At 63.1% G+C, this 22,855-nt stretch carries 20 protein-coding genes and 1 tRNA gene; 12 read left to right on the forward strand and 9 right to left on the reverse strand.

The annotated features are described in order from the left end of the window. Nucleotides 1-31: 31 nt before the first annotated feature. A tRNA-Met gene (locus tag V6M52_RS04865) sits at nt 32-108 on the forward strand. Between the two features lie 112 nt (nt 109-220). Here V6M52_RS04865 and V6M52_RS04870 read toward each other — a convergent pair. The 3 genes from V6M52_RS04870 to araD are packed head-to-tail and all read right to left on the reverse strand — an operon-like array spanning nt 221 to nt 3,620. Next, nucleotides 221-931, reverse strand: a complete 711-nt coding sequence (locus V6M52_RS04870) for a ribonuclease activity regulator RraA (RefSeq protein WP_332700020.1) — start codon at nt 929-931, stop codon at nt 221-223. Between the two features lie 36 nt (nt 932-967). Further along, nucleotides 968-1,867 carry a dihydrodipicolinate synthase family protein gene (locus tag V6M52_RS04875; RefSeq protein WP_332700023.1) on the reverse strand — a complete coding sequence of 300 codons (900 nt, stop codon included), beginning with the start codon at nt 1,865-1,867 and terminating at the stop codon, nt 968-970. Between the two features lie 10 nt (nt 1,868-1,877). Beyond that, entirely contained in the window at nt 1,878-3,620 is a 1,743-nt protein-coding gene (araD, locus tag V6M52_RS04880) for an L-arabinonate dehydratase (RefSeq protein WP_332700026.1), read from the reverse strand. Between the two features lie 229 nt (nt 3,621-3,849). Here araD and V6M52_RS04885 point away from each other — a divergent pair, with 229 nt between their 5' ends. From V6M52_RS04885 to V6M52_RS04915, 7 genes are all read left to right on the forward strand, one after another. Continuing rightward, nucleotides 3,850-4,887, forward strand: coding sequence for a LacI family DNA-binding transcriptional regulator (locus V6M52_RS04885; RefSeq protein WP_332700029.1), 1,038 nt, complete (start codon nt 3,850-3,852; stop codon nt 4,885-4,887). A gap of 105 nt (nt 4,888-4,992) precedes the next feature. Next, nucleotides 4,993-6,006: a LacI family DNA-binding transcriptional regulator gene (locus V6M52_RS04890; protein WP_332700032.1), complete on the forward strand. Its 1,014-nt coding sequence runs from the start codon at nt 4,993-4,995 to the stop codon at nt 6,004-6,006. A 43-nt stretch (nt 6,007-6,049) separates the two neighbouring features. Then, nucleotides 6,050-7,288 carry an ABC transporter substrate-binding protein gene (locus V6M52_RS04895; RefSeq protein ID WP_332700035.1) on the forward strand — a complete coding sequence of 413 codons (1,239 nt, stop codon included), beginning with the start codon at nt 6,050-6,052 and terminating at the stop codon, nt 7,286-7,288. Between the two features lie 60 nt (nt 7,289-7,348). After that, the gene (locus V6M52_RS04900; protein ID WP_442881814.1) at nt 7,349-8,275 is read left to right on the forward strand and encodes a carbohydrate ABC transporter permease; all 927 of its coding nucleotides are present in this window, start codon (nt 7,349-7,351) and stop codon (nt 8,273-8,275) included. Next, complete coding sequence (locus V6M52_RS04905; protein WP_332700038.1) at nt 8,272-9,138, forward strand: carbohydrate ABC transporter permease; 867 nt, start codon at nt 8,272-8,274, stop codon at nt 9,136-9,138. The genes V6M52_RS04900 and V6M52_RS04905 overlap by 4 nt, the downstream gene beginning before the upstream one ends. Nucleotides 9,139-9,161: 23 nt before the next feature. Then, nucleotides 9,162-11,084, forward strand: coding sequence for a glycoside hydrolase family 127 protein (locus V6M52_RS04910; protein WP_332700041.1), 1,923 nt, complete (start codon nt 9,162-9,164; stop codon nt 11,082-11,084). A gap of 5 nt (nt 11,085-11,089) precedes the next feature. After that, nucleotides 11,090-12,157 carry an ABC transporter ATP-binding protein gene (locus tag V6M52_RS04915; RefSeq protein WP_332688668.1) on the forward strand — a complete coding sequence of 356 codons (1,068 nt, stop codon included), beginning with the start codon at nt 11,090-11,092 and terminating at the stop codon, nt 12,155-12,157. 19 nt (nt 12,158-12,176) lie between these two features. Here the strand turns inward: V6M52_RS04915 and V6M52_RS04920 are convergent, their stop codons facing one another. The 6 genes from V6M52_RS04920 to V6M52_RS04945 form a co-directional block, all read right to left on the reverse strand. Further along, nucleotides 12,177-13,238: an ABC transporter ATP-binding protein gene (locus V6M52_RS04920; RefSeq protein ID WP_332700044.1), complete on the reverse strand. Its 1,062-nt coding sequence runs from the start codon at nt 13,236-13,238 to the stop codon at nt 12,177-12,179. Continuing rightward, nucleotides 13,235-14,062, reverse strand: coding sequence for a carbohydrate ABC transporter permease (locus V6M52_RS04925; RefSeq protein ID WP_332688664.1), 828 nt, complete (start codon nt 14,060-14,062; stop codon nt 13,235-13,237). The genes V6M52_RS04920 and V6M52_RS04925 overlap by 4 nt, the downstream gene beginning before the upstream one ends. Then, nucleotides 14,059-14,961: a carbohydrate ABC transporter permease gene (locus tag V6M52_RS04930; protein WP_332688662.1), complete on the reverse strand. Its 903-nt coding sequence runs from the start codon at nt 14,959-14,961 to the stop codon at nt 14,059-14,061. The genes V6M52_RS04925 and V6M52_RS04930 overlap by 4 nt, the downstream gene beginning before the upstream one ends. Before the next feature lie 68 nt (nt 14,962-15,029). Continuing rightward, nucleotides 15,030-16,253, reverse strand: a complete 1,224-nt coding sequence (locus V6M52_RS04935; protein WP_332688660.1) for an ABC transporter substrate-binding protein — start codon at nt 16,251-16,253, stop codon at nt 15,030-15,032. Nucleotides 16,254-16,367: 114 nt separating this feature from the next. Then, nucleotides 16,368-17,306, reverse strand: coding sequence for a sugar phosphate isomerase/epimerase family protein (locus V6M52_RS04940; protein WP_332700047.1), 939 nt, complete (start codon nt 17,304-17,306; stop codon nt 16,368-16,370). A 9-nt stretch (nt 17,307-17,315) separates the two neighbouring features. Continuing rightward, nucleotides 17,316-18,350: a Gfo/Idh/MocA family protein gene (locus V6M52_RS04945; RefSeq protein ID WP_332700050.1), complete on the reverse strand. Its 1,035-nt coding sequence runs from the start codon at nt 18,348-18,350 to the stop codon at nt 17,316-17,318. 247 nt (nt 18,351-18,597) lie between these two features. On the opposite strand from V6M52_RS04945, the gene V6M52_RS04950 reads away from it, so the two are divergent. From V6M52_RS04950 to V6M52_RS04965, 4 genes are all read left to right on the forward strand, one after another. Beyond that, a complete protein-coding gene (locus V6M52_RS04950) occupies nt 18,598-19,635 on the forward strand; it encodes a LacI family DNA-binding transcriptional regulator (protein WP_332686623.1) in 1,038 nt (345 codons plus the stop codon). 230 nt (nt 19,636-19,865) lie between these two features. Next, nucleotides 19,866-20,729 carry a flagellar motor stator protein MotA gene (motA, locus tag V6M52_RS04955; protein WP_332686625.1) on the forward strand — a complete coding sequence of 288 codons (864 nt, stop codon included), beginning with the start codon at nt 19,866-19,868 and terminating at the stop codon, nt 20,727-20,729. 79 nt (nt 20,730-20,808) lie between these two features. Continuing rightward, on the forward strand, nt 20,809-21,729 hold the full coding sequence (locus V6M52_RS04960; protein WP_332686627.1) for a flagellar motor protein MotB: 921 nt from the start codon (nt 20,809-20,811) through the stop codon (nt 21,727-21,729). Between the two features lie 125 nt (nt 21,730-21,854). Continuing rightward, entirely contained in the window at nt 21,855-22,823 is a 969-nt protein-coding gene (locus V6M52_RS04965; protein ID WP_332700053.1) for an acetylxylan esterase, read from the forward strand. The last annotated feature ends 32 nt before the right edge of the window (nt 22,824-22,855 follow it).

Consider the following 22,855-nt stretch of genomic DNA (forward strand, 5'->3'; position numbering starts at 1 on the left):
TATCGCCGGGGAAGCCCGCGCGCCCCCTTGGGGCGGAGTAGCTCAGTTGGTTAGAGCAGCGGAATCATAATCCGTGTGTCCCCAGTTCAAATCTGGGCTTCGCTACCATTTCAAACCCCCGGGAAACCGGGGGTTTTTTGCTTTTTGGTTGTGCTTGATCTGGCCGGCTGCTGGAGCCCTGGCCATGTCATGGAGATGGCGCGAGCGCCGTCCGTCGCCGTCACCGGCCCTGTTGGGCGCGCCAGTTGGCGAAGGCCAGGGCGTGTTCTTCCCGGGTGCCGGGATAGAGCCCGATGATTGGCACACCGGCTTTGACCTGTTCGACCACGAAATCCTCATAGACCGTCATCTCGACGGCCTCATCGGCGATCTCGTCGGCGAGGTGTTGTGGAATGACGATGACGCAGTCGGCATCGCCGACGATGATGTCGCCGGGAAAAACGGCAACATCGCCGCAGGCTACGGGGATGTTGAGATCGAGCGCCTCATGCAGGGTCAGGTTGGTCGGGCTCGAGGGCCGGTTGTGGTAGGCGGGGATATCGAGGTCGCCAATGGTCGATGCGTCGCGAAATCCGCCATCGGTCACCACGCCCGCCACGCCGCGCACCATCAGGCGGGTGACCAGGATATCGCCGGCAGAGGCCGCGCGAGGGTCCTTGCGGCTGTCCATGACTAGCACATGGCCGGCCGGGCAGCTTTCCACTGCTACGCGCTGGGGGTGGGCGGGATTGCGAAATTCGGCCAGCTGATTGCGGTCTTCGCGCGCCGGGATGTATCGCAGGGTGAATGCCGGGCCGACCATGTTGCGCCCCTTTGGCTTGATCGGGCGAACGTCCTGAATGACCTGGTTGCGCAGGCCGCGCTTGAACAAGGCCGTCGCCAGGGTGGCGACGGATACATGCATCAGCTTCTGGCGGGTTGTTTCGTCCACGTAAGGCTCCTCGTGCGCAGGCCCATTGATGGTCCCTCAGCTGAGGGCGTTGTCGGCAATAAAGGCTTCGAGCTTTGCCTGCTGCTGGGCCGTCAGGGGCCAGGCCGAAGGCGGTCTTGTGGGGCCGCAATCCCGGCCCAGCGCCAGCAGGGCGGCCTTGACGCCGGTCACGTTGGTGCCGTTCATTTCTTCGGCCCGGATATCCTCGAAAGCCTTCATGCCGGCGATCAGGCGATTGGCGCCGGCATAGTCGCCTGCTTCAAGAGCGGCGTGGATCGCCACGGAGCGTTCCGGCCAGACATTGATCAGGCCGGAGGTGAAGCCGCGGGCACCCACGGCGTAGAAGGTCGGCGCCCAGATCTCGGCCAGCCCACCGACCCAGACAATGGAGGGATTGCAGGCGGCCTTGGCCTCGGCCAGCTTCATCGGATTGGGGGTGGCCCATTTGACGCCTTTGACGCCGGGTACGGCGCAGAGCTCGGCGATGGCGCGAGTGCCGATCGTGTCATTGCGCAGATAGATCATCATCGGCAGGCCGCCCGAGGCATCGGCCACGGCTTGGAGATAGGCGACGATGCCGCGTGGGGAGACGAAGGGGTCGGGCGGCTGGTGCACCATGAGGGCGGTGGCACCGGCCCTGGCCGATTCCCGCGCCAGCTGGCAGGCGTCGCGAATGCCTCGACCGACGCCCGCCAGGACGGGGGCGCGACCGGCCACGAGGTCCACGACGGCGCGGACCATGGTGCAGGCTTCCTCGGTGGTCAGGGCGTAGAACTCGCCGGTATTGCCGTTGACCACCGGCATGTGGAGGCCGGCGGCGAGGGCGCGGTCGAGGATCGGGGCGAGGCGCGCCGGGGCGACGTCGCCATCCGCGTCGTAGGGTGTCACCAGGATTCCGGAAATGCCGGTCAGCGCCTCGTCCAGCGTTTGGGTCATCAATATCGCCTCAGTAGATGTCGGGTTCGCCGGCCGTGCGGCCGAAATCGCGTTCCAGGAAGTCAAAGTCGCAGCCCTTGTCGGCCTGGGTGACATGGCGCGAATACATCCAGCCCCAGCCGCGCTCGTAGTGGGGCGGGGGCGGCGTCCATGCGGCACGGCGACGCTCGATCTCATCGGCCTCGACCAGCATATCCAGCCTGCGATTGGGCAGGTCCAGCCGTACGATATCGCCGGTGCGCAGCAGGGCCAGCGGCCCGCCGATATAGGATTCGGGCGCCACATGCAGCACGCAGGCGCCGTAGGAGGTGCCCGACATGCGGGCATCGGAAATGCGCAGCATGTCGCGATGGCCCCGCTTGATCAGCGCCTTGGGGATCGGGAGCATGCCCCATTCGGGAAAGCCCGGGCCACCCTGCGGGCCGGCATTGCGCAGCACCAGGACATGGTCGGGCGTGACGGCGAGGTTCTCGTCATCGATGGCGTTTTTCATCTCCGGATAGCTGTCGAAGACCAGTGCCGGTCCCTGGTGGAGGTGGAAGCGGGCGTCGCAAGCGGCCGGCTTGATGACGGCGCCGTCCGGGCAGAGATTGCCGCGCAGCACGGCCAGCGAGCCCTCGTGATAGACCGGGTTGGAGAGCGGTCGGATGACATCGTCATTGTGGACCTGCGCGTCCTTGATGCCCTCGCCCAGAGTCTGTCCGGTCACGGTGAGGCAGGAGGTGTCCAGGCGATCGGCGATCTGTTTCATGAGGCCCAGCAGGCCGCCGGCATAGTAGAAATCCTCCATCAGATAGTCCTTGCCCGAGGGGCGGACATTGGCGAGGAGGGGCGTGACACGGCCCAGCGCATCCAGGTCATCGAGGGTGAGTTCCACCCCGGCGCGGCGCGCCATGGCGATCAGGTGGACCACGGCATTGGTCGAGCAGCCGGTGGCCATGGCGACGATGGCGGCGTTGCGGATAGATGCGTCGGTGACGATGCGGTCGGGCGTCAAATCCTCCCAGACCATGTCGACGATGCGGCGGCCGCAGGCGGCGGACATGCGCATATGACTGGAATCCACCGCCGGAATCGATGAGGCGCCGGGCAGGGTGAGCCCCATGGCATCGGTGATCGCCGTCATGGTCGAAGCCGTGCCCATAGTCATGCAGACGCCGGCCGAACGGGCGATGCCGCTCTGCAGCCCGCGCCATTGCTCATCGGAGACGTTGCCGGCGCGGCGTTCGTCCCAGTATTTCCAGGCATCGGAGCCTGAGCCGAGGGTGGTGCCGGCATGGTGGCCCCGCAACATCGGGCCGGCCGGCAGATAGATCATCGGGACGCCCGCGGTGATGGCGCCCATCACCAGCCCGGGCGTAGTCTTGTCGCAGCCACCCATCAGCACGACGCCATCGAGGGGGTGGGAGCGGATCATCTCCTCGACCTCCATGGCCAGCATGTTGCGATAGAGCATGGAGGTGGGCTTGGTGAAGCTTTCGTCCACCGACAGCGATGGCATGGCGACCGCGAAACCCCCGGCCTGTGCTACGCCGCGCTTGACGTCCTGCAGGCGCTCCGGGAAGTGCCCGTGACAGGCATTGAGCTCGGACCAGGTGGTGAGAACGCCGATGACCGGCTTTCGGGCATAATCCGCCTCGTCATAGCCGAGCTGTGCCAGGCGGGAGCGATGACCGAAGGTGCGCAGGTCATCAGGGGCAAACCAGCGGGCGGAGCGCAGGGATTCGGCGGATTTGCGCTGGTTTGTGGTCATAACAGGCCTCAGTTGCTGAGCTATGTATGCGCTAACATTGTGGGCTGTCAACGTCGCCGGAGCCACTTGGGTTCATGCTAATGACGTTGATCGCAAGGCGGGTTGACGGACTGACCCTGGGCAATGGATGATGATGGATACGCATTCACCAAGGGTTCGATCGTGCAGTGGTGGTGCGGAACGGCGTCGCGAGGTATAGGCACGGGGACGCAGGGAGTTTGACTGTCGCATGAATAGCCGGGTCAGAGAGCCGGGGACCGGTCGCCGCGCTTCGGCCGGCAATGTCACCATGGCCGATATCGGCCGACTGGCCGGGGTGTCGCAGGTGACCGTTTCGCGGGCGCTGTCGGCTCCCGCCAAGGTGTCGCCGGAGACGCTCGAGCGCATTCGCGAAGCGATAAGAATGACCGGCTTCGTCCCCAATGCGGTGGCCGGGGCGCTGGCGTCGAGCAAGAGCAGGCTCATCTCCGCCCTGGTCCCGTCGGTCACCAACATCGTCTATGCCAGTATGCTGCATGCGTTCTCAAACATCATGCTGGGTCACGGCTACCAGCTCATGCTCTCCGAGACCGGTTTCGATCCGGAGCGGGAGGAGGCGGCCATCAGCGCGCATCTGTCCCGTCGTCCGGACGCCATTCTGCTCACGGGTATCCATCACAGTGCGGGTGCGCGGCGCCTGTTGCTGGGCGCTGGCATTCCCGTGGTGGAGGTGTGGGATGTCACCGACACGCCCATCGATTGCTGTGTCGGTTTTTCGCATAGCGAGGCCGGCGCGGCGGCGGCCGAGTTTGCTCATGCTGCGGGCTATCGGCATGCCGCGACCGTCACGGCGGGCGACGAGCGTGCCATTCGTCGCCGCAATGGCTTTGTCGATCGCTTCCGCAAGCTCAGCGGCGCGGATATCATGGGCGTCGACTTTGACAGCACGGCAACATTGGGGGCAGGGCGGCAGGCCCTGGTGGACCTGTTGGACCGGGGCATGGCGCGCGGCTGCGTCGTATTCTGCAGTTCCGACCAGTTTGCGCAGGGTGTTCTGGTCGAGGCCGGCTCGCGTGGCCTTGCGGTGCCTAGCGATGTGGCGGTGATCGGATTCGGTGATCAGGAGTTCGCGGCCCATCTTGATCCCACCCTGACCAGCATCCGCGTCGACCGCGATGTGCTTGGTCGCGCCGCAGCGAATGCGCTGCTGGACCGGTTCGATAATCGTGCCGATGTCGAAGCGATCTACAATGTGGGCTTCGAGATCACCCGGCGCGCTTCGGCCTGACACCAATCCGGCAGGCACGTTTAGCGGGCGCATCCGCCCGGAGGGTCTTGACGGTCGCTGAGAAAAGGTTTTACCTAGTTGAGAAAACCTTTTCTCGGACGACACGTGAACATTCTCAAACCTGGCCGTATCCGCATTTATGACGTGGCGAATGCTGCGGGCGTCAGCATTGCGACGGCTTCCAAGGCGCTGAATGACACGGGCCGAATGACGGAAGAGACCCGCGAACGCGTCAAACGCGTGGCTACGGAAATGGGCTTTCGTCCCAATGCCATGGCACGGGCGCTGCTGAGCAACCGGAGCTTCACGGTTGGGCTGCTCACGAACGATACCTATGGTCGCTTCACGTTGCCGTTGATGGCGGGGGTGTCGGAGGCCTTGGTCGATCAGGGTGTGTCGGTTTTCCTCTGCACCATCGAGGATGATCCGGCTTTGGCCAAGGTGCATGTCGATGCCATGCTCGACAAGCAGGTGGATGGCATCATTGCTTCGGGCAAACGGATCGACCGGCGGCTGCCGGTCGATCTGTCGAACCTGCCGATCCCGGTGGTCTATGCCTTCACCAGCGGACCTGAGGATGCGGTGACGCTGGTTTCGGACGATGCGCAGGGCTCGCGGGAGGCGGTGCGTTGGCTGGTGGGGCTGGGACGCAAGCGGGTGGTGCATGTCACCGGTCCCGAGAGCTTCGTCTCCGTTGCCGAGCGTGCCAATGCCTATCGCGAGGTCGTGGGCGCCGGCGGGCAGGTGCTGCATGGCCCATGGTCGGAGGCCTGGGGGCATGAGGCGGTCGGCAAGCTCTGGAGCACTCCCGACGAGACGCCCGATGCCATTTTCTGCGGCAATGACCAGATCGCTCGCGGGGTGGTCGATGCCCTGCGCGAGCGCGGTCTGCGGGTGCCCGAAGATGTCTCGGTGGTCGGCTTCGACAATTGGGAAATCGTCGCGGCGGCGACGCGACCGCCGCTGACCACGGTGGACATGAATCTCAAACAACTCGGCCGGGAAGCTGGCCGTCTCATTCTGGCTTTGGCGGGGGGACAAGCCGTCGAGCCCGGAATCCGCAAGCTGCCTTGCCAGCTTGTGGTTCGACAATCCTGTGGGGGCATACCCCCCGGATAATGCAACCGGGCCGATGGAGGATTGGCCCAAGGGAGGAACTGAAATGATCCGTAAACTGCTCGCCGCGACATCGGTCGCGACGCTGTGCCTGGTGTCGACGGCATCGGCACAGGAGACCATCAACATGTGGGTGCGCACCGGCATCGGCACGGCGTTCACCTCGCTGGCCGACGCCTACAATGGCAGCCACGAGAACCAGATCGAGCTGACGGAAGTCCCGTTCGCCGAGCTGGTGCAGAAATATGCCACCGCCATTGCCGGCGGCCAGGCGCCCGATGCGCTGTCGCTCGACCTGATCTATACCCCGGCCTTCGCTGCGGCCGGGCAGTTGCAGGACCTGACCGACTGGGCCTCCGGGCTCGACTATTTCGAGAGCCTGTCGCCCTCCCATGTTGCGCTGGGCACTTATGAAGACAGGATTTATGGCCTGCCGCTGCTGGTGGAGACCTCGGTTCTGGCCTGGAACAAGGGGCTTTATGAACAGGCCGGGCTCGATCCGGAAAAGGCGCCGGCCAACTGGGCGGAAGTCGAAGCCAATGGCGAAGCCATCCGCGCCCTGGGCGGGGACAATTATGGCTTCTACTTCTCTGGCGGCTCCTGCGGCGGTTGCATGATCTTCACCTTTACCCCGCTGGTCTGGGCGTCGGGCGTAGACATCCTGTCCGAGGATGGCAAGACGGCGACGCTGGACACGCCGCAGATGCGGGCCGCCGTCGAGGCTTACCGCTCGATGGTGGAAAAGGACCTGGTGCCGGAAAGCTCGACAACCGACAACGGCGTCAATTTCCTCAGCTTCACCAGTGGCAAGATTGGCCACCAGAGCCTGGGCGCCTTCGCCATTGGTACGCTAGTGAACGATTATCCGGAGATCGACTTCGGGGTGACCCTGATTCCGGGCATCGAAAGCGGCGCATCGTCCTTTGCCGGCGGCGACAATATCGTCGTCACCAAGGATACGCCGCGCCTGGCAGCGGTGCAGGAGTTCATCGAGTTCGCCTATTCGCCCGAGGGGCAGAAGATCCTGGCCCAGAACGGTTCGCTGCCGACCCGTTCGGATATCGCGGCGGAAACGCTGGCGGGTCTCGATCCGCGCCTGCAGGTGGCGGTGGATGCGATCGCCGTGGCCAAGACGCCCTATACGCTGCTGTTCAACGACCTGATCAACAGCGCCAACGGGCCGTGGGCCACGTTCACCAATGCCGCCATCTATGGCGACGACGTGGATGGCGCCTTCGCCAATGCGCAGGCCGAAATGCAGTCGATCATCGACAACGCGCCCTGATGGGAAGCCGCCGGGAGGCCTGATCGGCCTCCCGGCATCCAGCTGGTTCGGAGTTCACTTATGTCTATCTTGGCGGTCACTCTCGCCCCCGCTGCTACACGTGCGCGGCGTCGCCCGCGGTTTGGGCGCCAATGGCAGGGCCTGCTCTATGTCATGCCTGCCATTGTGCTGGTGACGGTGTTCTTCGTCGTGCCGGTGCTGTTCACGGTGTGGATGAGCTTCCACAACTGGCCGCTGCTGGGTCAGTCGAACTGGATCGGCCTGCAGAACTATGTCCGCATGCTGACGGACACCCGGTTCCTGTCAGCGCTCAGTTTCACTGCCTACTATACGTTGATCGTCACCATCGTCATCTTTGCCATTGCCTTCCCGCTGGCGCTGTTCGTCGAACGGCAGCGGCGGGGGGTGGAGGTGTATCGCACCATCTTCTTCATGCCGGTGGTGGTGGGCCTGGCGACGGCCTCGCTGCTCTGGGTGTGGCTGGCCAATGTCGATAGCGGGCTGTTCAGCCCGGTGCTGCGCATGCTGGGCGTTACGGGCCGCAGCGCCAATCTGCTGGCCACGTTCGACAATGCATTCCTCACCATCGTGGTCATGGTGGTGTGGAAGATCGTCGGCTTTACCATGATCATCCTGCTCACCGGCCTGCAGTCGATCCCCGCGGATCTGACCGAAGCGGCGCGGATCGATGGAGCGGGGCGCTGGCAGCGTTTCCGCCACCTCACGCTGCCGTTGATGCGGCGCACCATCGCCCTGGCGCTGATCCTGTCGGTGACGGGCTCGGTGCTGGCATTCGATCAGTTCTACATCATGACCAGCGGCGGGCCGCAGAACCGCATGATCTCGGTGGTCTACTATATCTTCAACCAGTCCTTCGTGTCGTTCCAGCTCGGCTACGGCTCGGCTTTGTCCATCGTGCTGCTGGGCATCCTGGTGGCGCTGAGCGTGGTGCAGCTGTGGCTGCTGCGCGTGGGGGACGAGAAATGAGCGCGACGGTCAAGCAGGTGCGTGCCCGGCGCAAGCTCTGGGGCGGGGTGGGCTATCACGGCTTCGGGGTAATCGCCGGTCTCTTTTTCCTCGCGCCATTCTTCTGGGCGGGGTTGGCTTCGCTGCGGCGCGGCACCGAGGCGCAGTCCCCGCCGCTACCGCCCTGGCCGACCAGCGGCATCAGCTTTGACTCCTATGCCACGCTGAACACATTCGGTTCGGGCATCTGGCAGCACACGTTCAATTCGCTGCTGGTGTCGCTGGGGACAGTGGTGCTGACGGTCGTGGTTTCGCTGCTCGCCGGCTATGGCTTCTCGCGCTACCGCTTTCCGCTCAAGAACGTGCTGTTCATCCTGATCATCGCGACCCTGATGATCCCGTTCCAGTCGATCCTCACGCCGCTTTTCATCATCCTGGCGCGGCTGGGGCTCAACAATTCGCTGCTCGGGCTGATGCTGGTCTATGTCACCCTGCAGCTGCCTTTCTCGGTCTTCATGATGCGCAATGCCTTCGACGCGGTGCCGCGCGAGATCGAGGAGGCGGCGCGCATCGACGGCGCGCGCGATATCAAGCTCTTGGTCCGGGTGCTGCTGCCGTTGGTCATGCCCGGCGTGGCGACGGTGGCGATCTTTGCGTTTCTTAATGCCTGGAACGAGTTCCTCGCGGCCCTGATCCTGCTGTCGGACAATGACAAATACACCCTGCCGGTGCTGATGACCGCCGTGCGGGCGGGACGGCTCGGGGCCATCAACTGGGGGGCGGTGGAGGCGGGCGTGATGGTCATGACCATCCCATGCCTCATCATCTTCCTCCTGCTGCAACGCTACTACATGCGCGGGCTGATGGCCGGCGCGGTCAAGTAATCTCTCAACTCGGGACTATTCAAATGGCGACTACCCAAAACCGTCAATTCCGTCCGCTGCCCGTGCCATCCGTCACCATTGGCGGCTATTGGGGCGCGTGGCAGGACGCCGTCTGTGATCACACGGCGGCGGCGCTGCTGGACCGCTGTGTCGAGGCGCGCATGCTCGAACAGGTGAACCCGGACGTGCCCAGCCCGGGTATTGTCATCCCCATCATTCACTGGCTGGGCACGCCGCAGATGTTCTGGGACAGCGACCTTGGCAAATCGATTGAGACGATTGCCTATTCGCTGTATCGCAAGCCCAATCCGGCGCTCGAGGCGCGGGCCGATGCCATCATCGACCTGTACGAGAAATTGCAGGAGCCTGACGGCTATCTCAATTCCTTCTTCCAGCGCGTCAGGCCGGAATGGAAGTGGACCAATCTGCGCGACTTCCATGAGCTTTATTGCGCCGGCCACATGATGGAAGGCGCGGTGGCCTATTACCAGGCAACCGGCAAGCGCAAGTTTCTCGACGTCATGTGCCGCATGGCCGACTATATGGTGAAGAAGTTCGGGCGCGGACCGGGCCAGGTGCGCGGCTATTGCGGGCACGAGGAGGTGGAACTGGCGCTGGTCAGGCTCGCGCGCGCCACCGGCAAGCAGGAATACCTCGATCTTGCCAAGTTCTTTGTCGACGAGCGCGGCCAGGAGCCGAATTTCTTCATCGAGGAAGCGATCGCCCAGGGGCGCGACCCCAAGGGCGTGCAGAAGAAGACGCTCGAATACAACCAGTCGCACCTGCCGGTGCGCGAACAGACCAAGGTGGTCGGCCATGCTGTACGGGCCATGTATCTCTATTCGGCCATGGCCGATGTCGCGACCGAGTACCACGACGACAGCCTGACCCAGGCGCTCGAGACGCTGTGGGCGGATCTGACGCAGAAGCAGATGTATATTACCGGCGGCATCGGCCCGGCGGAGTCCAATGAAGGCTTTACCGACTATTACGACCTGCCCAATGACACGGCCTACGCAGAAACCTGCGCCTCGGTTGGCCTGGTGTTCTGGGCGTCGCGCATGCTCGGCCGCGGGCCAAACCGGCGCTATGCCGACACGATGGAACAGGCGCTCTACAATGGCGCCATTACCGGGCTGTCGACCGATGGCAAGACCTTCTTCTATGACAACCCGCTCGAAAGCACCGGCGATCACCATCGCTGGACCTGGCATCCATGCCCGTGCTGCCCGCCCAATATCGCGCGGCTGGTGACCTCGCTGGGTTCCTATGCTTACGCGGTGGCGGACGATGAAATCGCCGTGCATCTTTATTGCGCGAGCGAGGCGCGGGTGGAGCTGGCGAATGGGGCCAAATTCACCCTGACACAGGAAACCGACTATCCATGGTCGGGCGATATCAAGATCACGGTCAATCCCGAAGCTCCGGCACGTTTTGCGGTGTCGCTGCGCATTCCGGGCTGGGCCCGAGGCGCGAAGCTAGCCATCAATGGGCAGCCTGTCGCGCTGGAAGGTCTGGCGAAGGATGGCTATGCCCGCATCGAGCGGGAGTGGAGCCAAGGCGATACAATGGCACTGACCCTGCCGCTGGAGCCGCGGGCACTGCGCGCCCATCCTTCGGTGCGGCAGGATGCCGGGCGTGTTGCCATCATGCGCGGTCCGCTGGTCTATTGCCTTGAGGGCGTGGACAATGGCGGGGCACTCAACTCGATCCTGCTCAACAATGGCCTGGGCAAGGCGCAGACGGCGGTCATTCCCGATCTGCGGGGCGCCATCGCCATCGATGTGCCGGTATTGCGCGAGCAGGCAGAGAGCTGGGGCGATGCGCTTTATGCCGAGAAGGCGCCCGACACCGCCCCGGAGACGGCCCGCCTCGTACCCTATCATCTGTGGGACAATCGGGCGCCGGGCGAGATGCTCGTCTGGCTCCGCCAGCGTCAGGAGTAGCGCACATGGCTAACACGACCGGCATGGCGCTACGCCAGGTGCACAAGAGCTTCGGCAATATGGAGGTGATCCATGGGGTCGACCTGGATATTGCCGCCGGCGAGTTCGTGGTTTTCGTCGGTCCGTCCGGCTGCGGAAAATCCACGCTGCTGCGGATGATTGCGGGGCTCGAAGAGGTGACGGACGGAGAAATCTCCATCGGCGGCCGGGATGTCACCGACCTCGATCCGTCACAGCGCGGCATCGCCATGGTGTTCCAGTCCTATGCGCTTTATCCCCATATGAGCGTGCGCGACAATCTCGGCTTCGGCCTCAAGATGGCCAATGTGCCCAAGGCCGAGATCGAGCGGCAGGTTGATGCCGCGGCGCGCATCCTCAAGATCGAGCCGTTGCTCGAACGGCGCCCCGGTCAGCTCTCGGGCGGTCAGCGCCAGCGCGTTGCCATCGGCCGCGCTATCGTGCGCAAACCCGATGTGTTTCTGTTCGATGAACCGCTGAGCAATCTCGATGCCGAGCTGCGCGTGTCGATGCGCATCGAGATCGCGCGCCTGCATCGCGAACTGGGTAATACCATGGTCTATGTCACGCATGACCAGACCGAGGCCATGACCCTGGCTGACAAGATCGTGGTGCTGCGCGACGGGCGGATCGAGCAGGTTGGAACGCCCCGGCAGGTCTATGAGGATCCCGCCAACAGCTTTGTCGCCGGCTTTATCGGCTCGCCCAAGATGAACTTTCTCGATGCCGTATTCACGCAGGAGGGTACGGCACAGGTGTCCGGCTACGCCCTGCCGGTTTCGGTGCAGTCGCAGCAGGCGCAACCGGCAATTCTGGGTCTTCGACCCGAGCATATCGTCGTCGGCCCGGCCGGGCCGAATGCTCTGCCGGCGGTGGTGGATTTCAGCGAATATCTGGGTGGTACGCGCTACATCTATGCGAGTCTTGGCGACGGACAGCCGATTGTCATCGAGCACCGCGACGGCGCGGACTTTGCAGCGGGGGATGAGCTGCATTTGCAGTGCGCGCCCGAGCTGATGCGCCTCTTCTCGCTGTCAGGCGAGAGGATCCGCTAGGCCAGGGCGCGATCTGGGTTCAGATGCGCAGACCCGTCTCGCGGTCAAAGACGTGGACGTGGATGTCCGGGATGGCCAGCGACACGCGGTCGCCTACCGCTATGGACGTACGGTCGGCCTGGACCAGCGTGATGAGATCATCCGACGACGAAATGTAGGTCGTGGAGCCGGTCGACTCGATGGCCCCGACGGTGATCTCGAAAGTGCCCCGTTGCTCAACCACGCGCAGATGCTCGGGCCGCAGACCAACCAGGATTGCGCGGCCTGGCTCGAGGCGTGACGGCAGCGTTACCGTGCCGCCATCCGAGTTCTGGAGTACTGCTGTATGTCCGTTCTCGGCGACGATCGCGTCGATGAAGTTCATCGCCGGAGAGCCGATGAAGCCGGCAACGAACCGGCTCACCGGCCGATCATAGAGCTCAAGCGGCGCGCCTTGCTGCTCGATACGGCCGTCCCGCATCACCACGACATGGTCGGCCATGGTCATGGCCTCAACCTGGTCATGCGTCACATAGACCGAGGTGGCACCCAGCCGATCGTGCAGGGCGCGGATCTCCTTGCGCATATGCACGCGAAGCGCGGCGTCGAGATTGGACAGCGGTTCGTCAAACAGGAAAGCCTTGGGGTTGCGGATGATGGCCCGGCCCATGGCTACGCGTTGCCGCTGCCCGCCCGACAGCTCGCGCGGATAGCGGTGAAGCAGCGCGGAAAGGCCGATGGTCGCCGCTACATCCCCCGCCTTGGCCTTGGCCTCCGCCTTGCCGACGCCATGCAGGCGTAGCGAGTAGGTGAGGTTTTCCTCCACCGTCATGTGTGGATAGAGCGCATAGCTCTGGAACACCATGGCGACGTCGCGCTTGCGCGGCGGCACGCCGGTCATCGTCTCGCCCGCGATCTTGAGCGAGCCTGAGGTGATGGTCTCGAGGCCGGCAATGGATCGCAGGAGCGTCGATTTTCCGCAGCCTGAGGGTCCGACCAGGGCCACGAATGTCCCCTTCTCGATCGAAAGGCTCACATCCTTGAGCGCATGAAACGCCCCATAATGCTTGTCGATATTGCTGAGCTCGATCTGTGCACTCATTTGAGGGCTCCCGAAGTAAGGCCGGAGACGATACGGCGCTGCAGAATGACGAAGACGGCCAGGATTGGCGTCACATAGATCGCCGAATAGGCCATGATGGAGTTCCAGTCGGACGAGTTCGGTCCCAAGAAGCCCGACAACCCGACGCTGGCCGGCTGCAGGGCCGTTTCCTGGATGATGGACTTGGAATAGATGAATTCGCCGAACGCACTCATGAAGGTGAGGATGGCACAGACCAGGATGCCGTTGCGCGCCAGCGGCAGCACGATCGAGAAGAATGCCCCGACGCGCGAATTGCCGTCGACCAGCGCCGCCTCTTCAAGCTCACGCGGCACACTCATGAACGTCGCCCGCACCAGCACCACGAAAAAGGGCATCGATTTGGCCGCCGCCGCCAGCACCACCGCCGTGCGCGGAAAGTGCAGCAACCCAAGCTGGTTGAAGCCCACAAAGAGCGGCGTGATCATCACCGAGGCCGGCAGCACCTGCAGCATCAGGATCAGGAATAGCCCGATATCGACCCAGACGCTGCGATAGCGCGCCAGCACATAGGCGCAGCCCGTGCCCAGGATCACTGTGATGGCCGTGACGCCCGAAGCGATGACCACCGAGTTCCACAGGAAGGTCGGCATGGTCCGCCCAAACCACACCTGCGGGTAGATGCTCGTATCGGGTGCGATCGGCCAGAAGGTCGGCGGGTTGGCGTAGATTTCCGAGGCCGATTTGAGGCTGGTCACGTACATCCAGTAGAGCGGAAACAGGTAGACCGCCGCCAGGGCCAGCGCCACCGCGAGCAGCAACCATGGAACATAAGGCCGGGTCATCCGCGCACCTCGTGGCGAGTGGAACGCACATAGATCACCGAAGCAAACAGCACGAGCAGGAACATCATCACCGAAATCGTTGCGCCCTTGGCAAAGTCGTAAAGCTGGAAGCTCATCTGCCACGACCAGTAGCCGGCAACTGTCGACGTGTTGGCCGGCCCGCCTTCGGTAATCGCCGGAAACAGGTCGAACTGTTGCAGCGTGCCGATCAGCCCAAGCGACAGCACCGCGCCGATCGTGGAACGCATCATCGGCAGCGTGATCGTCCAGAAGCGCTGGAAAGCGTTGGCGCCATCGAGTTCTGCCGCCTCATAGAGGTCGCGCGGAATGGCGGCCAGGCCCACCGACAGCAGCAGCATGTTGAAGGCCAGGCCCAGCCAGATATTGGCGATGACCACCGCCCAGATGGAAAAGTTCGGGTCCGATTTCCAGAACACTGTGCCCTGGATCAGCCCAAGTGACTTGAGGATCGTGTTGAGCACGCCGAAATCGCCTGCCAGGATCCAGCTCCAGATCGCGCCCACCACCAGGCCCGGCATCACCCAGCTCACCAGGAACAGCCCGCGAATGGTCGCGGCGCCCGGAAAATTCTGCGCGAAGAAGAGGGCTAACGCAAAGCCCAGCACGAACTGCCCGGCCATCGACGCGAACACGAAGATCAGGGTGTTCCTGGTCACCAGCCAGAATTCGGGCTGCTGCACCACGTCGATATAGTTGGTGAACCCAGCCCATGGCCGGATCAGCGTTCCAAGGGTGAACATGTCCACCTGCTGGAAGCTCATCAGCACGTTATAGAGCAGCGGCAGACCTGCCAGCGCCAGCAGGAACAGCAGGGCTGCACCGACCAGGACCAGGTCGAACCCGACGCCATCGCGCAGGCTGTTGAAGAACCGGGACATGACCCCTCCGCGGAAGATTCGATATGACCGGCCGGATTGCTCCGGCCGGCCCAGTCAGGGAGGAAAAATTAGCCCACAATGCCCTTGATGGTAGCCTGCGCCTGGTCGAGCGCATCCTTGGCCGACATCTGGCCGGTCATTGCCGCCTGGAAGGCATCGTAGATCGCCTTGGAGATCTTCTGCCATTCAGGGTGCGGACCGCGCGGCTGGGCGTATTGCAGCTGCTCCTGGAACACTTTGAGAGCCGCGTCGGTACGGGCATCCCCAGTGGGCGGCAGCGGGACGTCGCTGCGCGGCGGAATGTTGGAGAATTCCGGGAACAGGCGATCGCTCTGCGACGCGAAGTATTCGATGACCTTGAAGGCCTCGTCCGGGTGCTGCGAGCTGGCGAAGATACCCAGGTTGAAGTCGCCCATGGCCGAGGAGCGGGGGCCGCCTTCGGTTTCAGTGGGCAGCAGGGCAACACCCCAGTCGAACTTGGCATCGGTCGCCATGCGGCCCAGCTCCCACGGACCGGAAATGGCCATGGCGGCGTTGCCGGCGTTGAACGTGCCGGTGGAATCCCACTGGCCCTGGCTCAGCACGTCCTGCGAGGCGAGCTTCTCGTCGATCAGGGTCTTCCAGATCTCAAGCGCCTTGACCGCACCGGGCGTATTCACTTCCTTGAACGACCCGCCGCCCATCTGCACCCATGGCAGGAACTGGAACGTGCCTTCTTCGCCGGCACGTGCCGAAAAGGTGATGCCGTAGACATTGTTGGCTGGGTCGTTGAGCTTGCGCGCGTCCTCGAGCAGTTCGTCCCAGGTCTGGGGTGGCTCGGTGATGCCTGCCTTGGCGAACAGGTCCTTGTTGTAGAATAGCGCGATGGTGTTGGTCGCCTTGGGCAGGCCGTAAAGCTTGCCGTCCCACGACGCCGAAGCCAGCGGGCCTTCATAGTAGACGCTGGTGTCGATCACTTCGGAGTTTGCGACCCGGTCGGTGATGTCGAGCATCGCCCCGCGCGACGAGAACAGCGCGAAATCGGGGTTGTCGAGCGAGATGATATCGGGCGCCTGGCCGGTGGCGAAGGCCTTGAGGGCCTCGTTCACCAGATCATCGAACGGCACCAGCCGGCCCTCGACGACAATGTCGCTCTGGGAGGCGTTGAAGTCCTCCACGAGCTTGGTGTAGAGCCCGTTGTCGCCGTCGATGGACCACATCTTGAGAGTGACCTGGGCGGCGGCGGGAAGTGTGAAGATCGCAGCGCTGGAAAGTGCCAGCGTTGCGAGGAAGGCAAGTCTCGATAGTCTCATTTTGGTTTCCTCCCAACAGTGCGGACCATCCGCAAAACCATCGGCCTGCCCTCCCGGCGGGCCGTGGAATTCAGTTTAGTTCTTGCCGCGGGCATGTAGGCCCGCGGTTCTGCCTCAGTTGCGCGCCAGCGACGGATCGCCGCCCGCATAGAGCGAGTTGTGATCGACGTAGTCGCCGCCGCGGGCGCGTTTGAGATAGTTGAGGCCGGCGACCTGGCCGGTCATTTCGAGGTCGCCGCGATAGACCGGGTCATGCCAGCCTTCGATGTCGATGGAGCCCTCGTAGCCCGCCAGCCGCAGTTCGGAGATCACGTCGGTCCAGTTGCTGTCGCCAAAACCCGGCGTCCGCATGAACACGAAAGGCTCCTTGCCGAACACACCGTGCTCTTTGATGACCTCCCAGCGGATCGTCGCGTCCTTGCCGTGCACATGGAAGAATTTGTGCGCCCATTTGCGGATCTGCGGCATGGGATCGATCAGGTAGACCATCTGGTGGCAGGGCTCCCATTCGAGCCCGATATTGTCATCCGGCGTCTCGTTGAAGATCAGCTCCCAGGCGTCGGGATTGTGCGCGATATTCCAGTCGCCGGTCTGCCAGTTGCCATCCATGGCGCAGTTCTCGAAGGCGATCTTGATACCCTTGTCCGCCGCACGCTTGGCCAGGTCGCTCCAGACTTGCTTGTAGCGCGGCAGGCTGTCGGTCAGCGGCTTGTTGCGCACGCGGCCGGTGAAGCCAGCAACGCAGGTCGCGCCGAAATGATGCGCATTGTCGATGCAGTCCTTCCAGCCCTGCAGGGTCTGGCGGTCCATCTCCTGGTCTTCCAGCGGATTGCCGAACATGCCCAGGGTCGAGATGGTGATGTCGCGATTGCCGATGGCATCAAGCGAGCGCTTGCCGAGCTCTGCCAGGTCCTGCCCATTGGTTGTCTGCCAGAAGAACGGCTCGAAGCTCTCAAAGCCCAGATCGGCGATGGCAGCGATGTTCTCTGCCGCCTGGCCGGACGTCGCCTGGATCATGGTGCCGATGCGGATGGATTTGGCTGGGTTGCTCACGGGTAATTCCTAGACTGCAATGAGGACGCGCTGGCCGGTCCTGGCGCTTTCGATCGCGGCGAACACCATGGCCAGGCTATTGATATTGTCGTTGCTGGCCGTTTCGGGCGGCCTGCCCTCCTCGATGGCGTCGAGGAATTCGGCGATGACGCTGGCATGGCCATGGGTCTGGTCGATATCGGCCGGCGCCGGCACCTCGATAGTCTCGAGCTCTCGGAAGAAGCCCGTGTCGCCGGCCACCGCCTTGGCCTCGAATGCCTCTTCACCGTCCCAGGTCAGCGTGCCCCTGGTGCCGACGATGCGCCAGGCGCTTTCCCAGCTTGTATTGGCGCCTTCGGCACACCAGGAGCCGCGATAGTTGAACACCACGCCGTCATCAAATTCGAAGATCGCATTGGCTGCGGCGCCATGCGCGTACCAGGAACCGCGCGGATTGTTTTCGAGGCAATAAACCGCCTTGGGCGCTACCCCAGCCATGAACCGCGCCGCGTCCAGAGTGTGGATCGCCATGTCCAGCAGCAGCACATGTTCCATCTCTTCACGGAAGCCGCCGAAATGCGCGCCGATGAAGAAATCGCAATGCAGCGCCGTGACATCGCCCAGCGCGCCGCTCTCGATCAACCGGCGGATACGGCGGACCCCGGCGATGAAACGCCGGTTCTGTACCACGGCATGGACGCGTCCGGCGGCATTGGCCTGCGCGATCAACGCCCGTCCGGCTTCGAGGCTCGCCGCCATCGGCTTCTCGCTCAGCACGTGGCAACCGTGAAGCAGGCCTGTCGCTACGACACCCTCCCGGGCCGACGGCACCACGACATCGAACAGCAGGTCGGGCTTGGTTGCAGTGAGGACCGCATCGAGGTCGGTGCCGATTACGGCATGGCTCAGCCCGAACTCGGCAGCGCGTGCCTCGGCCGTCGGCAGGTGGAGATCCACGAGCCCGACAACCTCGACCCTGCCCTTGAGCAGCGGATGTTCAGCAATCGCCGACAACCACCCCTTGGACATGCTTCCGCAACCCGCCAGTACGGCCTTGAACGTCAAAACGAAATCCTCCCTGAGCAGGGCGCGGTCGTTCCATCTTCTCGTGGAAACTGTTTGCGCTTGCTCCGTAAACGTTTACGAGACTAGATGTGGAGTTGTTGCGGAGTCAATAGCTTTCGTAAACGTTTCTGGAAGTCGCCCGTGCTTGTGGGCAAGCCCCGCTTGCAATGGCAGCAATCCGGGTTCATTGAATGATCAAGAATCGCCCCAAAAAGGGCTTCGTGAAGGATGGCGGAATGTCGAAATCATGAAGGGTATCAGGCGCTTAGCAAAAGACCTCGATATCTCAATCGGCACCGTCTCTCGCGCGCTCAATGGCAAGCCCGACGTCAACGAGCAGACCCGTCAGCGTGTGCTGGAGGCCGCCACCGCCATGGGCTATGTGCCCAATCAGGCAGGCCGCGCCCTGCGCAAGGGGTCCACCGGCGTCGTCGGCTTCATGATGCAAACCGGCTCGCAAATCACGGGTGAAGGCGACGTCTTCTTTATGAGCGTCTTCGATGGCGTGCAGACCGTGTGCGCTCGCCATCAGCTCGATCTGGTGGTCCTGCTCTGCTCGTCGGAGGAGGATCCGGACGCCTATCTTCAGCGCGTCGTCGCCCGTGGATTTGCCGATGCCCTGATCATTTCGGCCACCAAGCGGCACGATCACCGCATCGAGTTTCTCTCCCAGCGGAAAATTCCCTTCATCGCGCTGGGGCGCAGCCTTACCGATGTGGGCCATCCCTGGCTGGACCTGGATTTCGAGGGCATGGCTCAAACGGCTGTTGATCGCCTGGTTGCGCGCGGGCACCGCCGTATCGGCGCATTCGCACCCAACGATGATACCAACCTCGGCTACGTCTTTATTGACAGTTATCGGGACGCCTTGAAGCGACACGGCATCCCCTTTGATCCAGACCTGATCTTCCGTACCAATCCGAACGATCGCGGCGGCCACGAGATGGGCGAGCGCATCGCTGCCATGCCCGCCGACCACCGGCCAACCGGCTTCATCCTGACCAACGAGATGCTGACGGTGGGGCTCTATCGAGGGCTGTACGACTGCGGCATTCGACCAGGCGCTGATTTCGCCATCATCGGCCGGCACAGCACCAATGCGCAGTATCTCAACCCCAAGCTGACCTGCTTTTATCTATCGCTGCGCGAACTGGGCATTCAATTGGCCGAGTCTCTGCTGGCCACCATGCCCGCCTATGCCGAACAGTATCCGCTGGGCGTGGTCCGCAAGGTGCTGCCGCTTGAGCTGATCGAAGGCGACAGCGACAGCCCGGCGCTGCTCTAGGGGAGGTCCCTGATGACGGCGCCGCCCCCGGAGGCGCCCTCGCGGCTAAGGTTCGCCCCTCCGGCAGCGGCATTCGATTCAACTGCCGGAGATATTGTTATCGGTGGGGGCACGCTACATCGGTGATGGTGCAGGCGGCGAGAACCTCTGGATAAACCGGCTGTTAAGGTAAACCGACCGATAATGCCGACCTGGAAACGATGTCGTCCACAAGGTGAGTTTCAGGTCTAATGCGTCTTATTCTCGGCATCGTTATCGTCATTGGTTCTGTTGTTGGCGGCTATCTTGGGGTGGGCGGGCACTTTCAGGTGCTCTGGCAGCCGTTCGAATTCCTGATCATTCTGGGCGCGGCCATCGGCGCCTATGTCATCGCCAATACCGGCCCGGTGCTCAAGGAGACGCTGAGCGTTTTCGGGACGCTGTTCAAGGGCCCCAAATACAACAAGGCGGCCTATGTCGAGCTGCTGGGCATGCAGTTCAGCCTCTACAAGCTGGTGCAGTCCAAGGGCATCCTGGCGTTGGAGCAGCATATCGAAAACCCCAGTGAATCGACGCTGTTCGCCCGCTTCCCCACCTTTGCCAACAACCACCACGCCGTTGAGTTCGTCTGCGACTATCTGCGCATGGTGACCCTGGGTTCCAACAACGTCCATGAGATGGAAGCGTTGATGGATGAGGAACTTGAAACGCATCATCAGGAACGGGAGCGTCTGGTCAGTGCCATTCAGGCGCTGGCTGACGGTACGCCCGCCCTGGGCATCGTGGCCGCCGTGCTGGGCGTGATCCATACCATGGGCGCGATCAGCGAGCCGCCAGAGGTATTGGGCCATATGATCGGCGGCGCGCTGGTGGGCACGTTCTTCGGCGTGTTCGTGGCCTATGGGTTTTTTGCGCCCTTCGCGCAGTCGCTGCGCAACATCTATGAGGCGGAGTCGAAGTACTTCCTGTCGCTGAAGGTGGGCCTGCTGGCTCATATCTCCGGGCAGGTGCCGGTGATGGCGATCGAATTCGCGCGCAAGGCGCTGATGTCGGAAGACCGGCCGACATTTGCCGAGATCGACGAGGCCACCGCAAATCTGCCCGCTGCGACTTGAGCCCGGCGGTTCTTGTGGTTGCGTTTTCGAGCCACAGAAGTGGTGTCCACTTTTGCTGAAAACACTCTAGGAAGCCAGAATGGCGAACTTCGACCAGCCGATCATCATCAAGAAGGTCAAGAAGCACAAGCATGCCCACCATGGTGGCGCCTGGAAGATCGCCTATGCCGACTTCGTGACCGCAATGATGGCTTTCTTCCTGCTGCTCTGGCTGATCAGCATGACCACGCCGGAGCAGAAAGAGGGGTTGGCCTCTTATTTCGCGCCGCCCAATATCGCTCCAACCACCAGTGGCTCGGGCGGGCTGATGGGGGGGACGGCGCTCGACAATTCCGATGCCATGATGGCGGGCTCGACGCCCGACGTAACGGTGGATGCCTCGGTTACGCCCAAGGGCAAGGAATTTGGCACCGTCGAGGGGGCGCTCAGCGGCCGCGACGAAATGGCCGGCAGCGAATTCGATGCGGCCAAGGCGTCGCAATACGATCTCAAGGCCACGGACGACCAGGGCTTTCATAGCGCCGCCGCCAGCATCCGCCAGGCCTGGCAGGCCATGCCGGACATTACCGAAATTGCCGACAACCTCTTGGTCGAAGAAACCAGCGAAGGCCTCAATATTCGCATCATCGACCAGGAGGGCCGGCCGATGTTTCCAGAGGGGTCAAAATACCCCAATGAGGTGACGCGGCAGGCAATCGCGGCGATTGCGCCCATCCTGCAGCGGCTGTCCAGCCCGGTGCGCATTGCCGGGCACACGGCTGCCGGCGGGGTCTATGCCAATCCGCGCTACGGCTCGTGGGAACTGTCGGCCGACCGCGCCAATACGGTGCGGCAGATTCTGGGCGAGTTCGGCCTGAGCGACGACCGGATCGACTCGGTGGTCGGGCGCTCGACGGTCATTCCGTTCTTCCCCAACGACCCCTATATGGCGGCCAATGAGCGGATCGAGATCACGCTGCTCTATGAAACACCCCCCGTTCCGGCGGATCTCGAACCCTAGGCTGGCACCAGATTAAAGCCCCGCACGCGGGGCTTTTTGCTGTGACCAAGTTGCGCGATGCATCTGGTATGGCAGGCGACGGCGGTGCATGGTCGGCAGCGAAAACGTTGCCCTGGAGTGCTACCGTGCCCTTTCCCGATCTCATCCAACCCGAGCTTGGCGCCTATCAGAGCGCGGTGCAGGCGCCCGGGGACTTCTCCGCGTTCTGGGACGCAAATATCGCCGAGGCCAGGGCCATTGGGGGGACGGTCAGCATCGTGCCGGCGGAAACCACGCTCAAGGCAGTCGAGGCGTTTGACGTGACATTTCCGGGCTTTGGCGGCCATCCGATCAAGGGGTGGCTGGTGTTGCCGGCCCATCGGAGCGGGCGGCTGCCGCTGGTGGTGCAGTATCTGGGCTATGGCGGCGGGCGGGGCTTTCCGCATGAGCAGCTGCACTGGGCCGCCTCGGGCTATGCCTATTTCCGCATGGATACGCGCGGGCAGGGTAGCGGTTGGGCTGTGGGCGCGACCTCTGACCCGGTGGGTACCACGCCCTCCATCCCCGGGGTGATGACCAAGGGCGTGCTGGACAAGCAGGATTACTACTACCGGCGGCTGTTCACTGACGCGGTGCGGGCCGTGGATATGCTGGTGGCGCAGGATTTCGTCGATGCGGACAGGATCGCGGTCTGCGGCGGCAGCCAGGGCGGTGGCATTGCGCTGGCGGTGGCAGGGATAGATCGGCGCATAAAGGCGGTGATGACCGATGTGCCATTCCTCTGCGACTATCCGCGGGCAGTGCAGAAGGCGAACCGCGACCCTTATCTCGAGATCGTGCGCTTCCTGGCACAGCACCGCGACAAGAAGGCTATCGTCTTCGAAACGCTGAACTATTTCGATGGCGTCAACTTCGCCCGGCAGGCCAGGGCGGCAGCTTTGTTCTCAGTTGCGGTGATGGACGAGACCTGTCCGCCCTCGACCGTCTATGGCGCGTTCAACGCCTATGCGGGCGGGGACAAGACCATGGTGGAATACGAGTTCAACAACCACGAGGGCGGCGGGGCGTTCCAGGATCGGGCACAGATGCAGTGGCTGGCGGAACGCTTCTGGTAAGGGGATAAATTGCATAGGCTCTTGCTTTGCTC

Source organism: Devosia sp., assembly GCF_036676215.1.
GTDB lineage: Bacteria > Pseudomonadota > Alphaproteobacteria > Rhizobiales > Devosiaceae > Devosia.

Coding starts and splice junctions, on each gene's coding strand:
- V6M52_RS04925 (WP_332688664.1), bottom strand. CDS start 14,062: ATGACCCGGCCTTATGTTCCATGGTTGCTGCTCGCGGTGGCGCTGGCC.
- V6M52_RS04915 (WP_332688668.1), top strand. CDS start 11,090: ATGGCTAACACGACCGGCATGGCGCTACGCCAGGTGCACAAGAGCTTC.
- V6M52_RS04920 (WP_332700044.1), bottom strand. CDS start 13,238: ATGAGTGCACAGATCGAGCTCAGCAATATCGACAAGCATTATGGGGCG.
- V6M52_RS04905 (WP_332700038.1), top strand. CDS start 8,272: ATGAGCGCGACGGTCAAGCAGGTGCGTGCCCGGCGCAAGCTCTGGGGC.
- motA (WP_332686625.1), top strand. CDS start 19,866: ATGCGTCTTATTCTCGGCATCGTTATCGTCATTGGTTCTGTTGTTGGC.
- V6M52_RS04895 (WP_332700035.1), top strand. CDS start 6,050: ATGATCCGTAAACTGCTCGCCGCGACATCGGTCGCGACGCTGTGCCTG.
- araD (WP_332700026.1), bottom strand. CDS start 3,620: ATGACCACAAACCAGCGCAAATCCGCCGAATCCCTGCGCTCCGCCCGC.
- V6M52_RS04930 (WP_332688662.1), bottom strand. CDS start 14,961: ATGTCCCGGTTCTTCAACAGCCTGCGCGATGGCGTCGGGTTCGACCTG.
- V6M52_RS04885 (WP_332700029.1), top strand. CDS start 3,850: ATGAATAGCCGGGTCAGAGAGCCGGGGACCGGTCGCCGCGCTTCGGCC.
- V6M52_RS04935 (WP_332688660.1), bottom strand. CDS start 16,253: ATGAGACTATCGAGACTTGCCTTCCTCGCAACGCTGGCACTTTCCAGC.
- V6M52_RS04960 (WP_332686627.1), top strand. CDS start 20,809: ATGGCGAACTTCGACCAGCCGATCATCATCAAGAAGGTCAAGAAGCAC.
- V6M52_RS04900 (WP_442881814.1), top strand. CDS start 7,349: ATGTCTATCTTGGCGGTCACTCTCGCCCCCGCTGCTACACGTGCGCGG.
- V6M52_RS04875 (WP_332700023.1), bottom strand. CDS start 1,867: ATGACCCAAACGCTGGACGAGGCGCTGACCGGCATTTCCGGAATCCTG.
- V6M52_RS04910 (WP_332700041.1), top strand. CDS start 9,162: ATGGCGACTACCCAAAACCGTCAATTCCGTCCGCTGCCCGTGCCATCC.
- V6M52_RS04950 (WP_332686623.1), top strand. CDS start 18,598: ATGAAGGGTATCAGGCGCTTAGCAAAAGACCTCGATATCTCAATCGGC.